11 protein-coding genes are annotated in these 15,533 nt (G+C 51.1%); 8 read left to right on the top strand and 3 right to left on the bottom strand.

Features of this window, described 5'->3' with window-relative positions; all coding sequences use genetic code 11:
• The first annotated feature begins 16 nt into the window (after positions 1-16).
• The 6 genes from ACYVIY_RS03630 (at position 17) to ACYVIY_RS03605 (ending at position 7,643) form a co-directional block, all read left to right on the top strand.
• Entirely contained in the window at positions 17-1,792 is a 1,776-nt protein-coding gene (locus ACYVIY_RS03630) for a RagB/SusD family nutrient uptake outer membrane protein (RefSeq protein WP_460974909.1), read from the top strand.
• A gap of 119 nt (positions 1,793-1,911) precedes the next feature.
• Positions 1,912-2,172, top strand: a complete 261-nt coding sequence (locus ACYVIY_RS03625; protein ID WP_460974908.1) for a hypothetical protein — start codon at positions 1,912-1,914, stop codon at positions 2,170-2,172.
• A 104-nt stretch (positions 2,173-2,276) separates the two neighbouring features.
• Positions 2,277-3,485 (top strand): AGE family epimerase/isomerase, encoded by a 1,209-nt coding sequence (locus ACYVIY_RS03620; protein ID WP_460974907.1) that lies wholly within the window; start codon positions 2,277-2,279, stop codon positions 3,483-3,485.
• A 125-nt stretch (positions 3,486-3,610) separates the two neighbouring features.
• A complete protein-coding gene (locus ACYVIY_RS03615; protein WP_460974906.1) occupies positions 3,611-6,043 on the top strand; it encodes an endonuclease MutS2 in 2,433 nt (810 codons plus the stop codon).
• A gap of 97 nt (positions 6,044-6,140) precedes the next feature.
• Complete coding sequence (locus ACYVIY_RS03610) at positions 6,141-6,803, top strand: HAD family hydrolase (RefSeq protein WP_460974905.1); 663 nt, start codon at positions 6,141-6,143, stop codon at positions 6,801-6,803.
• Positions 6,804-6,866: 63 nt separating this feature from the next.
• Positions 6,867-7,643, top strand: coding sequence for a hypothetical protein (locus ACYVIY_RS03605; RefSeq protein WP_460974904.1), 777 nt, complete (start codon positions 6,867-6,869; stop codon positions 7,641-7,643).
• On the opposite strand, the gene ACYVIY_RS03600 is transcribed toward ACYVIY_RS03605, so the two are convergent.
• Together ACYVIY_RS03600 and ACYVIY_RS03595 are read right to left on the bottom strand one after the other, a co-directional pair.
• Entirely contained in the window at positions 7,630-8,139 is a 510-nt protein-coding gene (locus ACYVIY_RS03600) for an MOSC domain-containing protein (RefSeq protein WP_460974903.1), read from the bottom strand. The genes ACYVIY_RS03605 and ACYVIY_RS03600 overlap by 14 nt on opposite strands.
• Positions 8,140-8,233: 94 nt before the next feature.
• Positions 8,234-9,325 (bottom strand): glycoside hydrolase family 5 protein, encoded by a 1,092-nt coding sequence (locus ACYVIY_RS03595; protein ID WP_460974902.1) that lies wholly within the window; start codon positions 9,323-9,325, stop codon positions 8,234-8,236.
• Between the two features lie 270 nt (positions 9,326-9,595).
• Here ACYVIY_RS03595 and ACYVIY_RS03590 point away from each other — a divergent pair, with 270 nt between their 5' ends.
• Positions 9,596-11,209 (top strand): nucleoside hydrolase-like domain-containing protein, encoded by a 1,614-nt coding sequence (locus tag ACYVIY_RS03590; RefSeq protein ID WP_460974901.1) that lies wholly within the window; start codon positions 9,596-9,598, stop codon positions 11,207-11,209.
• Between the two features lie 50 nt (positions 11,210-11,259).
• Here the strand turns inward: ACYVIY_RS03590 and ACYVIY_RS03585 are convergent, their stop codons facing one another.
• Entirely contained in the window at positions 11,260-13,962 is a 2,703-nt protein-coding gene (locus ACYVIY_RS03585; RefSeq protein ID WP_460974900.1) for a DUF5686 and carboxypeptidase regulatory-like domain-containing protein, read from the bottom strand.
• Positions 13,963-14,172: 210 nt separating this feature from the next.
• Here ACYVIY_RS03585 and ACYVIY_RS03580 point away from each other — a divergent pair, with 210 nt between their 5' ends.
• Positions 14,173-15,528: a M24 family metallopeptidase gene (locus ACYVIY_RS03580; RefSeq protein ID WP_460974899.1), complete on the top strand. Its 1,356-nt coding sequence runs from the start codon at positions 14,173-14,175 to the stop codon at positions 15,526-15,528.
• The last annotated feature ends 5 nt before the right edge of the window (positions 15,529-15,533 follow it).

Genomic DNA, 15,533 nt, shown 5'->3' with positions numbered 1-15,533 from the left:
TCAGTTGAATTATACCATGAAAAAAACCATTTTTAAAGGTGCAGCGATAACAGCAATGCTTACGCTCGTTACGTTCGCCTGTAAAGACAAATTTCTGGATGTACCGGTTACAGGCCAGCTCGCCAGTTCGCAGCTGACTTCGAAGGCCGGGCTGGAGGGCGTACTGCTTTCTTCATATTCCCAGTTAAATGGCCGGGGTTTTGCCCGGATCGCCAGCTCCTACAACTTCGTTCGGGGCAGCATATCGGGTGGCGAAGCCAACAAAGGTTCAAACCCTGGTGATGGTGGTGGTCTCACTAACTGGACCACCTTCCAGCGGTACGAATTACTGCCTAGTAACGGGGACGTAAACGATAAGTGGCGGGGTATGTACGAAGGTATCAGCCGGGCCAATGCAGTGCTTCGTACGCTTCCTTCGGCTTCCGCTGACGTATCGGCCGCTGACAAGCAGCGTATCGGTGCTGAAGCCCGGTTCCTGCGTGCTCACTACTACTTTGAGCTGAAGCGTTCGTACAACAGGGTGCCTTACATTGATGAAACTCTCGACTACGGCACCGGTATCGACCAGGTAAAGAACGATGCAGACATCTGGCCAAAAATTGAAGCTGACTTCAAATACGCCCAGGATAACCTGCCAGAAACACAGACGGCCGTTGGTCGGGCGAACAAATGGGCGGCAGCCGCTTACCTGGCTAAAACCTATTTGTATCAGAAGAAATATGCTGAAGCCAAAGCCCTGTTTGATCAGGTGATTGCTAGCGGTGTTACCTCGAGCGGTAAGAAATATGGTCTGGTTGCGAACTATACAGACGTATTTAACGCAGCGAGAGACAACACCGAAGAGACTGTCTTTGCTATTCAGGCTGCGGTTAATACAGGTGACGTAGCAAACTCAGCGCAGGAGTTGGACCTGAACTTCCCGTATAACACGGGTTCTAATGGTCCGGCTGGTTGCTGCGGATTCTTCGCGCCTAGCTTCGACATGGCCAACTCGTTCCGGGTTGATGCGACTGGATTACCCTTATTAACGGGTGTTTCTGAAAAAGATCAGGCGAACGGTCTCTACAGCCAGCCTGGCAATGAATTGAAAAACGACCAGGGTATCGAATCTAAAGCGGCATTTACGCCGGATGCAGGTCCCGTTGACCCACGTCTCGACTGGTCGATTGGCCGTCGGGGTATTCCTTACCTGGATTGGCAGGCTCACCCAGGTCTCGACTGGATTCGTGACCAGAGCTTTGCTGGCCCTTACTCGCCGAAGAAGTTCATCTACTATCGTTCGCAGAATGGTAGTCTGACGGATGGTAGCTCCTGGACGAATGGTTACTCAGCGATCAACTACAACATCATCCGCTTTGCTGATGTGTTGTTGATGGCTGCTGAAGCCGAGATCGAAGCAGGTAGCCTGGAAACGGCCCGTACGTACATCAACCAGGTTCGGACCCGTGCCGCTAACCAAAGTGCGTGGGTTAAAACGGCCGATGGCAAAAACGCTGCGAACTACGTAATCAGCAACTATACGACGGCTTTCGCTAGTAAAGAAGCGGCTCGTTCGGCGGTTCAGTTTGAGCGCAAGCTCGAGCTTTCGGGCGAAGGCCACCGTTTCTATGACCTAGTTCGCTGGGGTATTGCGGCTCCTGTTCTGAACTCGTTCCTGGCTTACGAAAGCACGAAGCTTCCGTTAGGTTATGCAGGTGCTAAGTTCACCGCTGGTCGCGATGAGTATATGCCAATTCCGCTGGTTCAGCTTGACCTTCAGAAAGGTGTTCTGACCCAAAATCCTGGCTATTAATTCGCTTAGTTAATTCAATAAAAAAGCCAGTCTTGCCCAAAGGCAAGACTGGCTTTTTTATTGAACAATACCGCATGGAGCCGGTTTAATAATCTACACAACAACTAGACCACAACGTTATGGCTAATCACAAAAGCACCGACCAACCGGGCTCGAACGACAAGCAACCGCACTCTGAACGGACCCGCAACCATGAAGCGCACGACACGAGCTTCACCCGCCCCAACGGCGAACGGACCATGCAACCGTCAAACAAGAGTAAGCAAGGTCAGGAAGAAGAGCACGTAGCAACCGATAAAACACCCGGCGAACTTGCGGAGGAGCGGGGTGGCCACGGCCACTCGGGGCACAGCAGCAGCCGGAACGGTAGCCGTAAATAATCAACCAGCACAGCAATGTAATGGATAATGAATAATGAAGTGGCTTATGAGTATTCACGTACTCAAATCTGCTTACATATTCATTATCCATTTTTCGTTGTATTATGGGCGATTTGAATCAGTGGCGGGCCGAACTCCGTCAGGAACATAAAGACATTCTTGCTTACTGGGAGCGTTACGCTCCTGACGAGGCTAAAGGCGGTTTTTATGGCCGCGTCGATTATCAGAATCGCCCTGACCCCAATGCCAACAAAGGCATCGTTTTAAATGCCCGCATCTTGTGGACATTTTCGGCGGCTCTTCGCCACACGCAGCACGACGAGTATCGCGCCATCGCCGATAGATCGTTTGACTACATCCGAAAGTACTTTATCGACCCGCAATACGGCGGGGTGTATTGGTCTGTCACAGCTGATGGCCAACCTAAGCAACCGATCAAACATTTATACGGTCAAGCCTTTGCCTTGTACGGCCTGAGTGAGTACGCCCACGCAACCCAATCGGCTCCGGCGCTTGCTCTAGCCAAGGAGCAATTCGAAACGATGGTGAAGCATGCCTACGATGCAAAGCGAGGTGGTTTCCGCGATGCGTACGCCCGCGACTGGTCAGACACCAACGATTTCGTCATGAGCAGTTACGAGAATCAGGAAACCAAGACCATGAACACCCACCTCCACCTGCTGGAGTCGTTTACGTGCCTATACCGGGTCTGGCCTGACAAATCGGTTGCCGCCCAGATTCGCAGCATGCTGGACGTATTTCTAAAATATATTGTCGACCCTAAAACGTATCGGATGAATATGTTTTTGAACGACGATTGGCAGATACGGAAAACGGCCATCTCATACGGGCACGACATTGAAGCCTCCTGGCTCCTGCCCGAGGCCGCCGATGTACTGGCTAGTACCAATAAAGAAGACCAAGCCCTGCAAAAACGAGTGCATGACGTAGCGGTAAAGATGGCCAGGGCCGCGTCTACGGGTTTAGAGCCAGACGGCGGCATGAACTACGAATTCGATCCGAAAACGGGGCACCTTAACCGCGAACGCTCGTGGTGGGTTATCGCCGAAGCCATGGTCGGGTTTATGAGCGCGTATCAGCTTACCCACGAAAAACAATTCCTCGATAAATCAGAGCAAAGCTGGGCGTTCATCAAAAAGTACTTGCTTGACACCAAGAACGGCGAATGGTTCATGGGCGTTGATGCAAACCATAAAGTGGTAGGTAATGACAAAATAAGCATGTGGAAATGCTCTTATCACAATAGCCGGGCCTGTCTCGAAATGCTCGAGCGCCTGGAGCACCTGCGGTAATAAGTGCTCATTTTGATCAAGATACCCTAATTTTACCATTTCAATGCATACGAACCCACTAGCCTTGTCAAACGTTATTCTCTTAGATAGGGCCTTATTATCCACTGCCCGTTTTCAGCTGATTAATGCTTTACCCGACTACATTAGAAACTAAACTAGGTTTTGATACCATCCGCGAACGCCTGAAAGAAGCTTGTGTCAGTCCGCTGGGACAAGACTATGTCGAGAAGATTAGGTTTACGGATAATCCTCAGTTGATTGATAAACTGCTTCGTCAGACCGACGAGTTTAAGCAGATTGTTCAATACGAACCTGACTTCCCAAGCAGCAATTATATCGACGTTCGGTCTCAGTTAAACCGGGCCCGCGTCGAAGGCCTGGCCCTGACCGAGGCCGAATTCTTTGATCTTAAACTTGCGCTACGTACCATTCAGGACTGTCTGCGTTTTTTGAACAAACGCGACGACGTAACGGCATTCCCATTTCTAAAAGAATTAGCCGGTCCGATTGGTGTCGATAAAAAACTGACCGATGCGCTCGAACGCGTGATCGATGATCGCGGGCTAGTCCGTGATTCAGCCTCTCCCGAACTGGCTAACATCCGCCGTCGGATCATCAGCGAACAAGCGAACCTGCGCAAACGACTCGATTCAATATTACGCCAGGCCCGGCAGAATGGCTGGATTCCGGATGATTTGTCGTTGACGGTACGTGGTGGACGACTGGTCATCCCGATTGCGGCCGAACACAAACGTAAGATCAAAGGCTTTGTGCACGACGAGTCGCAGACCGGTCAAACCGTCTTTTTGGAACCCGCCGAAGTATTCGATGCGAACAACGAGATTCGCGAATTAGAGTACGAAGAACGGCGCGAGATCTACCGCATCTTATTGGCTTTAACCGACCAGGTTCGGCCGCACCTCGACGATCTGAAAAAGGCCGTTAACTTTCTGGCGCAGATTGACTTTATCCGGGCCAAAGCCAAACTGGCGGTACAGTTAGACGCTGTTATGCCCAAATTGCATGAGCGGCCGTTTGTTAACTGGACGAATGCGCGTCACCCGCTGCTGCACCTGTCGTTTACGAAGCAGGGCAAAACAGTGGTTCCGCTAGGCGTCCGGCTCGATGAGAAAGCCCGTATTCTGATCATCTCGGGTCCAAACGCAGGTGGTAAATCGGTAGCGCTGAAGACAATCGGCCTTGTGCAGTATATGTTGCAATGTGGTCTGCTGGTGCCGATGGCTGACTATTCGGAGATGGGTATTTTCCAGAACTTATACATCGACATTGGTGATGAACAGTCGCTGGAAAACGACCTCAGTACGTATAGCTCACACCTAACCGCCATGAAGCAATTCCTGGTTGGTGCCAACAAACGGACGCTGTTCCTGATCGACGAGTTTGGCACGGGTACGGAGCCGGGGCTGGGTGGCGCAATTGCGGAGTCGATCCTCGAAGACCTTAATAAGTCGGGCGCATATGGCGTTATCAACACGCACTATACGAACCTGAAAGTCTTTGCAGACAAGACGCCGGGCCTGATGAATGGTGCCATGCGCTTTGATGGCGAGCACCTTGAACCGTTGTATCAACTGGAGATTGGCCGTCCGGGCAGCTCGTTTGCGTTCGAAATCGCGCAGAAGATCGGGTTGCCTAAAGGCGTTATCGACCGGGCAAAAGAGAAGCTCGGTAGCCAGCAGGTGAACTTTGAGAAACTGCTAAAAGAGCTCGATATTGAGAAACGTGTCTTCTCCGAGAAAAACCTCGAAGTCAGCATCAATCAACGGAAACTGGCTCAGCAGCTTGCCGAATACACCGCCTTAAAGACGCGCTTGGATAATGAGCAGAAAAAGATCGTTAACGATGCGAAGCAAAAGGCAAAAGCGCTTGTACAGGAAGCCAATCAACGCATTGAGAACACAATTCGCGAGATTAAAGAGAACAAAGCTGAACGCGACGTAACGAAACAAGTTCGGCACGAGCTGGAACGCTTTGACCAGAAAGAACTGAAGCCGGAAACACTGGTTGTCGAGAAACCCCAGCAAGCCGAGGAAGAATTTGTGGCCGCCGTGGATTCGGCCGATAATGGTGCAATTGCGGTCGGTAGCTACGTGCGCATTTCCGGTCAGAATGCGATAGGCGAAGTGTTGTCGATACGGGGTAAGGACGCCGAAATTCGGATCGGTGATTTGAAGTCGACGGTAAAGATGAACCGACTTGAGAAAGTCAGCAAGAAGACATTCAAAGAAGCCACCGAAACCCGAGACGATCGACCACTTACCCAGGGCCTCGACATGAACGAGAAGATGCAGAATTTTAGCTTCAACCTCGACATCCGTGGCAAACGTGGTGAAGAAGCGCTGGGCGAAGTCGACCGGTTCGTTGACGATGCCCTGATGCTTGGTTATCCGGAGTTACGTATCGTACACGGCAAAGGTGATGGCATCCTGCGAACACTCGTACGTAACCACCTGCGCGGCTATAAACAGGTAGCCCGTATGGAAGACGAACATGCCGACCGCGGTGGGGCCGGGGTCACGATTGTGAAGATGAAATAAGCAATTAGCCATTGGGTCATTTAGTCATTGGTTGTCAGCAGAGTATCTGTGTACAATCAATGACTAAATGACCAATGACAATGAATGACTATAACTAATGAAAGCAGTAATTTTTGATATGGACGGGGTTATCGTTGATACGAACCCGCACCACCGTATCGCCTGGAGAGAGTATTATCAACGGAACGGCAAAACCCTCAGCGACGAGGATTTTGTGAATTACGTCTCTGGAAAGCACAACAACGACATCGTGGCGCACCTATTCGCCAACGAGACGCTGGCACCAGAGGACGTACTACGTTTAGCGCACGAAAAGGAAGCCTTATTCCGAAAGTTGTACCAACCGGATATTACGCCGGTTCCAGGTTTGGTAGACTTCCTGAAATCGTTAAAAGCCGCTGGAATACGTACGGCCGTTGCTACTTCGGCTCCGGTTGAAAACCTTGAGTTTGTGATTGATGCGCTGGATCTGCGTCCTTACTTCGATGCGTTGTTGAACGAAAGTATGGTCAGTCACCCCAAGCCTGATCCGGAAATTTACCAGAAAGCGATGGCTATACTGGGCGTGGAGCCAGGCGAAAGCGTGATTTTCGAAGATTCCATGACGGGCATTCAAGCGGCTAAAGCGTCGGGAGCTTACGTGGTGGGCGTAGCAACTACGCAAACTACGGATGAACTGCTTCCGTTTGTGGACGATGCCATCCGGAATTTTTCGGAGATGACCCTCGAACGCGTTCAACGACTGGTTAACGTTTTTTAACAGCATCAACGTCTACCTGCTCTGTCCTAATTCCTAATTTTGTAAACTTCAACCCTTGCCATCATGCCCCTGAGCCGCTGCCGTTTGTTGCTTTGCCTTTTCGGCTTACTAAGCTGGTCGGGCGACGCATGGGCGCAGGGCAAGTATGTGATCGGGACAGTTGTCGACCAGACGACCAAGCAAGGGGTTGACCGCGCTACGGTGATTAACCAACGGACGCGCCAGCGGGCCCGTACGAATACTTCCGGACGTTTCTTCATGACCGTCCAGCCGGGCGATTCGCTGATTTTAACGAGTCAGCTATACAACCGCACAGGTATAAAATACGACGGCTCGGAAAATCCAACGATCGTGGCCAAAGCCTTGCCACCTATGCCCTATCGCGTGGTTGATCTGGCCGAAGTGACCGTTACAGCGAAACGTTATGAAGAAGTCAAAAAAGAGATTCAGCAAATACTTGATGAGCCAACGGCATCTAAAAAAGTAACTGGTGAGCAGGCCTTTGACCGGGTGGCAGATGGAGCCGGGGTGACGCTCCTATACGAGCTGTTCGGAAAACGCCCCAAATCGGATCGGAAGGCGTACTACATTATGCAGCAGGACCGGCGACACGCCTTGGCCCTCGAACGTTTTCGACTGCTGGTCGATCAGGCAACGGACTTGAAAGGCGCTGATGTCGACCGCTTCTTTGACTTCTGTGAGTTGAACGATGAGTTTTTGCTACGTTCATCGGATTACGACCTCATCAATACCATTCAGCAGCTTCGTAATCGCTTCCGTTACGGTTTCAACCGGCCCAGTGGCATTTCACCCGACCCCGAGCAAACTAAACAGAAGTAGTCGTCGGCACAACGGTGACCGTATCCCCTACCCGTATGGTTCCGCCCTTCAACACTTTAGCGGTCATGCCACCGTGGCCCCGCATGGCATTATAGCCACCCGGCCCAAGCGTAGTTTCCATCTTCGAGCAGGGGTGGCATTGTCCAGTAACCTGCAAAACCACCGGGTCGTGTTCCGAATCACCGATCTGAATTTGCTGATCTTTTAAGGCTAGCAGGTTAATACCCGACACGACCAGATTACGACGGAGCAGACCCGGATCGAGGGCATTTCGTCTCATCAACGCGGCAACAACCGGCAAATGTTCGGCCTGGATCAGCGTTACGTGCCGATTACCGCTTTGCCCGCTGTAATGGTCACCGAGAACTCCCTTTTTAGTCGAAACTTCTGCGGATGGCAACACCTGAACCGCTGTTGCTCGTTCGGGACGAATACCAATCCACTCCACCCTACCGGCCTGCGGAAATACGTCGAATAAATCTTTAATATTTTGCATACTGTCTGATCAGACCATCGCGTGATGATGATTGTCTGTAGTCTGAATAAGCTGTTTATCGGCTCTCGCCTGTCTCTGAGCGTACACAGTTAGGTTAATACTTACGTAACAGCGCCAGCATTTCAGCATCTAGTTTCATACCCTGATGAGTTTCATACGTAACGTCGTCGCGGTCGCTGTCGAGGATGCCAAACGCTCCGCGGAAATTCCACAGTGCCCATCCCCAGCCAGCCTCTTTCCAGAGTTTAAGTTGATCTTCCATCCAGCGCAGGGTAATGTCGTGCGGTGTTTTGTTGAAGCAGCCCCATTCCCCTACGTGTACGCCCACGCCCTGCTTCTGCAGCTTCTGCCAGGGCTCTATGGCTGCTTTACGCAGAAAGTTTGCATTCCAGTTTACATTCATCCAGGTAGTCGGCCAGCTCGGTGGCGGTGTCTCCTGCAACATCGGCACCCATGAAGCTTTGTAATGACTTACATTCATGGGTAGATACCCGCGCGTACTCTGGGCTATCTTCAGATCGGCTAACTTACCAACTGGCTGATTACCGAACTGCAATCCATCCGCAATGATCAACCGGTCGGGATCAACTGATCGAATGCCTTCTACCAACGCTTTCACGACCCGAACGTAACTCGATTCGTCTGTATTCGGTTCATTGATTAAATCGAACGATACTTCACTATTCGGGCGTCCCTTGTAGCGTTCGGCCAAGTGTTTCCAGTGAAAGACAGCCGCTTCCAAGGCTCGTTCGTCGGTCCAGAGGTTCAGCGGTTCGGCCGGTGGATTAACACAATAGCCCGGAATACGGTGTAGGTTCAGGTTTACGTGAATTTTATACTGACGCCCATACTCAACGGCTGCATCTACCTCTTTTAACACCCGTTCGTTTAATTGAGTCCAATGAGCTGGGTCGGGTGTCGCCCAGCAGTGGTACGACATCGGCAACCGCACAAAGTTGAACCCCCAGTCGGCTATCCATTCAAAGTCGCGTTCCTGATACGGTCCTTCCGGCTCCGGACCAGTCTTCCCGGCTACGAATTTTTCGAGCAGATTAAAGCCCCGCCACCGGGGCAGCTTTTCAGGTTTCGGGTCCGGCAGACTATTATTTTCCGCACCTAGTAGAGGAGTAAGCTGACTCATGCCAACCGCAGTAAGTGATGTTTGCAAAAACAGACGACGTTGCATGATTTGTAACTGAAACAGTCGGTTTCAGACGTAATGGATTCTTTCTGAACGGTACGTAAGCGGATTTGTTTGGCGCTTCTTCAGCTCCTGAGGTTAGTGCAGCCATCACGTATGACATCGTTCCTGAGTAGACAGGTGATATGTCAGACTATTTTTTGACGTAATACGTTAGCCGTTTTCTGCTTAGTGGATTATCTAACTGGTCGAAACGTTACAGCGATTTAGTACATTGGTAGCCGATAAGAGTCCTAACCCCTGTACTTCCCATCTATGAAATTTTACTCACGCGGCTTACTGAAAGCTGTTGCTATTGGCTTCATTTGTTCAAGCCTTTTCGCTACGCAAACAGATGCGCAGCCTGCTGCTCAACCGGTACGTCCCCGCATTATAGTTACGGCTGACCCGGAGCTTGACGACAATAACTCGCTGATCCGCTTTCTACTCTACAGCAGCGACTTAGACATTGAAGGCTTCATCTATGCCAGCAGCCAGTTTCACTGGAAAGGCGATGGCAAGGGTACCAAGTGGTTTGTGCCCGGCAGAGAATACACCCGTTTTGGATTGAATCTGTGCCCCTGCGAGTCGTGGCGGTGGGCTAAAGACGAACGCTTCATTCACGATATCGTCGACGCGTATGCAACCGTGTATCCGAACTTGAAAATACATAACCCCCGGTATCCCGCTCCCGCCCAACTCAAAGCAAGAATTCGCTATGGCAACATTGAGTTTGATGGCGACATTAGTAAAGACTCGCCGGGCTCAGACCTGATAAAAGCGCTGATCCTGGATGATAAGCCCGGACCGCTTTTCATTACCGCCTGGGGCGGACATAGCACAATTGCCCGGGCCCTTAAATCGATTCAGGAGCAGTATGAATACACTACCCAATGGGAAACGATTAAACAAAAAATATCCCGCAAAGTCGTCCTGCTGCCTTCCGGCGATCAGGATGACGCCTATGCTGCATACATCCAGCCGAACTGGCCTAATATTGAGTACCGACAGTTTAAAGCTGGCCCTAACTATGGCTACGGGGCGCAGTTGAGCGCTAAACCGGAGAATGCCCCTTATCTGACGGCCTCCTGGATGAAAGAGAACGTATCGGATCGGGGGCCGTTAGGTGCCTTGTACCGGGTATGGGGCGATGGCAAGCAGATGGTCAAAGACGACAAGCTGGATTATTTTGGTTTCTCGGGCACTTCGAATGAGGAGTTGAAGAAGAAGGGCTACGTGGTGTGGATGCCCGTGCAGCCGAAAGGCTCCTGGCTGGGTGAAGGCGACAACCATACGTTTATGAACATGCTGGCCAATGGACTGCGCGCTTATGAAGTCGGTACGTATGGGGGCTGGGGGGGCCGCGCTATGGAGAGGCAGGAAGCAACGACAAGTTCTCCGTTCGGTGCTGCAACTTCCTCGGATACCAGTGCCAACGCCATGGCCACTACGTTGAGCACGTTAAATACCCAGCGAAGCAAAAATACCGGTGAGCTGGCCTTTCCGAATTTCTTTCCACAGGCCCAGCGCGATTTTGCGGCCCGCATGAAATGGTCGGTAACCGCCAAATATGCCGATGCCAACCACGAACCTGTCGTCAGCATTGAAGGGCCGCTAACGGTCCTGGTAACTCCTGGCCAAACGATACGTCTGAATGGGGCCGTTTCCGACCCGGACAATCATGCCGTTTCGACCAGGTGGTGGCAACTTCAGGCGGGCAGCTATTCGAATCAAGTGGTGATCGCCAATCCCGACTCGCTGCGGACGGAAGTGTTGATTCCCAAAGATGCCAAAGGTGGCCAAACAATTCATCTCATTCTGGAAGCGACCGACAACGGGACTCCATCGCTCACCCGGTATCAGCGTGTAATTATCACTGTAAGAAAATAAGAGGTTTTGTGAGTACAATCAATGAAACCTCTTGTTTTTACTGAGATACCTTACCGTCCGAACTTAAGTGTGGTACCAATTCGGAAGCCCAGCCCTTTGTACTGCGCATCCTGCCACTGCGAAATCACCTCGACCCGGAAGAACGGCAATACCTGCGGAACGAGCCCATCCAGACCATACCCTATTTCAGTATAGTTTTTGGAAGCGGGTGTATAGAGGTAATGCACGAATAGGTTCTCTTTCAAGCCAACGAGCCGGACCAGTGTTAGCTGCGTGATGAAAAACTTACGAAACTCAGCTAGCACGTGAGCTTCGGCAAACCGCTTTCCCGTGCTGTATTGATAATACGGCAACAAGCGATACGTCGATACTACGTCGCCTTGCTGGAAAAAGAACTGATTCCCCGCAAAATGTTTGAAGTCGGGGAAGTACAGTTTCCGGTCATTCACAAACGCACCGGCGCTGAGCTGATAGTTTAACCGGCTGCGAATCCCTGTTTCGAAGGAATGACTGATTGTAGCCTGCACGAAATCATAATCCACATCGCCCATTCCTTTCCGGTAGTTCAGGCTGAGCAAGGGGCTATCGTTATCGCGTCGGGCGATCCGTCGACCGTTGCGTATCACGTATTGCGTTGCTCCTAGCTTAGCCGATGCAGTCAGGTTTAAGACAACTGCCTGATGCGTTGGAAAAGCAGTTGTCGCGATTTCTTCATTATCGGGTCGATTAGGCGTGAAAGTACGATTTCGCCAATTGATCCAGGGTTTGATGTCTTCCCTGAAATTGGCCAGTTCAGTACGTTGCGCGTAATCCAGGCTACCTGTTAAAGTCAGCCGTTGCTTAAATGGTGTCGCATTAATGGTCAGGTTGACAAAGTCCTTCTGGTAGAGCTTCGCAAAATTCTGCTCAAACAGCAGCGTTGTGAAAGTGTTCAGAAACGGGCTGATCGGGTTGTCGGGATTGTATTGGTATAGATAACGTCCACCCGACAGGCTAATCTTGGTGTTTTTGTATTGATAACTCGCCAGTCCATAGCCCACAAACTGCTTTCGCCCGAACTGATAACGGGCATTCCCGCCAACGTTCCATTCGCCCAGCAAAATCCGCGTAAATCGATTGACAGAGTCGACACGCGCACGATACCGGAGATTCAGGCCACCTTCGGCCGAATAGCCCTCTATGGTATTATACTCCAGGCGCATCAACGGACTGGTATAAATCAATGAACTGCGTTTGCTCAACCGCCACGTATTGCCACTTAGCAACTGACCCACCGAAAATTTGGGCGATTTCTTACGTTGTGTACTGTCGCGCTTGGTACTATCAGCACGGCCTGGAGCTTTGATTTCTCGAACCAGACCCAGACTATCGGCCTTTCGATAGCTCTTGATTTCGGCCGTTGTCAACGGTACCGAACGTAGCGAATCCCAGAAAACATTCGATCGTTTTCGAGCCAGCGAATCGACGACCAGGGAGTCGTCGCGTACAACCGTTACGTCTTCTTTACGGTTCTTACGGGCTTGCTTCTCCTGTTTTTCGTATTCCTTGACCAGTTGACGCAGGTTTTTGGTCGAAAACTCTTTCTGTTTCTTTACCAACTCGTCGAACTGCTTGCCCTTGATATCGCCTTTGCTTAACGTTTGGGTAGGTGGTGCCTTCTTCTCATCCACCACTTCGATCTCTTCAACGAAAGCGGGATTAACGACAAATTCACTAAACGTCAAGCTGCGAACGTACTGTCCGGTTGCCTTTACGCCCAGATACGATCCGGTACCGTTGTAGCGCTGATTCGTCGGCATCCACACCCCTTTTACAGGGCTGCACACGTGCCGGACCGTAAACGACACACCAATGCTGGTAATGGTCTCTAACTGCAAACTATGAATCGCCCAGGTATTTTCAATAATGAAAATAGTCCCGCGAAACACCCCTTCGCCATACTGCCGGGGAATCACCTGAATCTTACTGACCTCGACCGGATTGCCGTCGGGTCCCGGCTCGCGGTACGTGCCTTTGTATTCAAACTTGTAATAGGCAAACGCTTTGGGCGAAAGCGGAGATACAGCTCCGGCGATGGTGGGGTTATAGAAACTCGCGTTGTAGAACTGACTTGGGCTTAAAAAGTCACCCTGAGAATTCCGGTTCGCGATCACGCGCTGCCGATACGTATTCGGCTGCGTGAACGTAACTTCCGACACGGTTTCGTTCAGGATTGGCACCCCCACTTTGAAGTTCGCTTCTTTTTCGGCTTCCTTCAATTGCTTCCGGAACGCCATCTCCGCCAGGTTCGGCAAGTCGAGCACGGTAAACGACGACTTGGTGTATACTCTGGCTTTAAAGCGCTGCACCTGTAGCTGGTGAAAGCGACTTTTGGCAATGGCCCGGCGCATGATCGTATAGGCTGGATCTTCGTTCCCCGCTTTCGCCTGAACTTCGGCTAATCGGTACGCTTGTTCCTCTAAAGTCGCGTCGAGCGTCGCATAGCCACTGGCAATCTCAACCGGTTTCTGAATCGTTTGGAACCCCAGATACTGGAACACGATCGTATACTTACCTGGCGCTAAAGCGACTTCATATCGCCCTTCGGCATTGGTAATGGTCCCAGTTGAAGTGCCCTTTACAATGATCGCTGCGTATGGTAACGCTTCCCCCTGCGCATTCTTGACGCTGCCGCGCAGGCCCGTAGTTGTCGACTGCGCATGAGCCAATGAAACGTAACCAATAGTCAACAGCGCTAGTAGAAGAGTCTTCATGAACCGATCAGAATGTCTTTATCACCCGAATGTAGTATACTAACGAATAGACATCGGTATATCATTATTAGGTTTTTGATTTTATGCAGTAACGACTCAGATAGCCATTCCCCTGCAAGATGCACGCATTTAGGAAAGCGTTGCCTGCCACTTACGTTAAAAATGTTTAACGGCTTTACGTATCTTGCTCCGTAACCACTAAAACTGCCGATGACCAAACTATTTTACTCTCTGCTACTTAGCCTGTTTGCCTTTACTGTCTCGTTCGCCCAGCCTACTACCATCCTCCCCGAACGCGAACGGGCAAGAGTCATTGATGAGATTCTGGAAGACCGATTCACGAACCTTCTCCCTCAGCTTATGCGCCGGGAAGGGTTGGATATGTGGATCATCATTTCCCGCGAATACAACGAAGACCCCGTTCTGCGCACGATGCTGCCCTCAACCTGGCTGTCGGCCCGCCGACGAACCATCATGGTGTTTTATGATACAGGGAAGCAGGGAGCGGATGCCATTGAAAAACTGGCCATTGCCCGTTACGACGTTGGTAACCTCCTGAAAGGTGCCTGGGATATCGACGTCCGGCCGAATCAGTGGGAAGCACTGGCTAAGATCATTGAAGACCGTAAACCCAAAAAGATTGGCCTAAACAGTTCGGCTAATTACGGCCATGCCGACGGCTTGTCGTTTACGGAACATGAAGAATTTCTGACGAAACTACCCGCCGAATATCAGAAACGTATCGTCTCCGCCGAGAAAGTGGCGGTAGGCTGGCTGGAAACACGTACCGCGAAAGAGATGGCCATTTATCCGATGATTTGTCGGCTGTCGCATCAGATCATTCAGGAGGGTTTTTCGGAGAATGTCATCCAGCCCGGCGTTACAACTACGGACGACGTAGTGTGGTGGTTTCGCCAGCGAATTACCAGCCTCGGCTTAGACACCTGGTTTCACCCGACGGTCGATGTTCAGCGGGCAGATGATACCGATTTCAACCACTTGCGTACGTTCTCGAAACGCCCCGACAAGCAGGTGATCATGCCGGGCGATCTGCTGCATGTGGATTTTGGCATTACGTATCTGCGCCTGAATACCGACCAGCAACAGCATGCTTATGTGCTGAAGCCCGGCGAAACGGATGTTCCCGACGCTATTAAAGCCGCGTTCAAGCAAGGAAATCGCTTGCAGGATATTTTAACGGAGCAATTTAAAGCTGGGAAGACTGGTAATCAGATGCTGCTGGCCGCTTTGGACCAGGCTAAGAAAGAAGGCATTAGCGGCACCATTTATTCGCACCCAATCGGTGTGCATGGCCACGCAGCTGGCCCAACCATCGGCCTCTGGGATCAGCAGAAAGGCGTTCCCGGTTCCGGCGACTATCCGCTGCTCGCCAACACGGCTTACTCCATCGAGCTGAATGCCGCTGTTGAGCTGCCCACCTGGAAGAAAACCATTCGTATCATGCTGGAAGAAGACGGTTTTTTCGACGGGCAGACCTTCCGCTACATCGACGGACGCCAAACCGAAATTTATACAATTCCACGGAAGCTGGGGTATGTGAAGTAATGTAA

Source organism: Spirosoma knui (assembly GCF_054780635.1).
Note: the sequence above shows the minus strand (reverse complement) of the source record. Positions and strands in the feature narration are given on the sequence as shown.

Coding starts and splice junctions, on each gene's coding strand:
- ACYVIY_RS03630 (WP_460974909.1), top strand. CDS start 17: ATGAAAAAAACCATTTTTAAAGGTGCAGCGATAACAGCAATGCTTACG.
- ACYVIY_RS03625 (WP_460974908.1), top strand. CDS start 1,912: ATGGCTAATCACAAAAGCACCGACCAACCGGGCTCGAACGACAAGCAA.
- ACYVIY_RS03620 (WP_460974907.1), top strand. CDS start 2,277: ATGGGCGATTTGAATCAGTGGCGGGCCGAACTCCGTCAGGAACATAAA.
- ACYVIY_RS03615 (WP_460974906.1), top strand. CDS start 3,611: ATGCTTTACCCGACTACATTAGAAACTAAACTAGGTTTTGATACCATC.
- ACYVIY_RS03610 (WP_460974905.1), top strand. CDS start 6,141: ATGAAAGCAGTAATTTTTGATATGGACGGGGTTATCGTTGATACGAAC.
- ACYVIY_RS03605 (WP_460974904.1), top strand. CDS start 6,867: ATGCCCCTGAGCCGCTGCCGTTTGTTGCTTTGCCTTTTCGGCTTACTA.
- ACYVIY_RS03600 (WP_460974903.1), bottom strand. CDS start 8,139: ATGCAAAATATTAAAGATTTATTCGACGTATTTCCGCAGGCCGGTAGG.
- ACYVIY_RS03595 (WP_460974902.1), bottom strand. CDS start 9,325: ATGCAACGTCGTCTGTTTTTGCAAACATCACTTACTGCGGTTGGCATG.
- ACYVIY_RS03590 (WP_460974901.1), top strand. CDS start 9,596: ATGAAATTTTACTCACGCGGCTTACTGAAAGCTGTTGCTATTGGCTTC.
- ACYVIY_RS03585 (WP_460974900.1), bottom strand. CDS start 13,962: ATGAAGACTCTTCTACTAGCGCTGTTGACTATTGGTTACGTTTCATTG.
- ACYVIY_RS03580 (WP_460974899.1), top strand. CDS start 14,173: ATGACCAAACTATTTTACTCTCTGCTACTTAGCCTGTTTGCCTTTACT.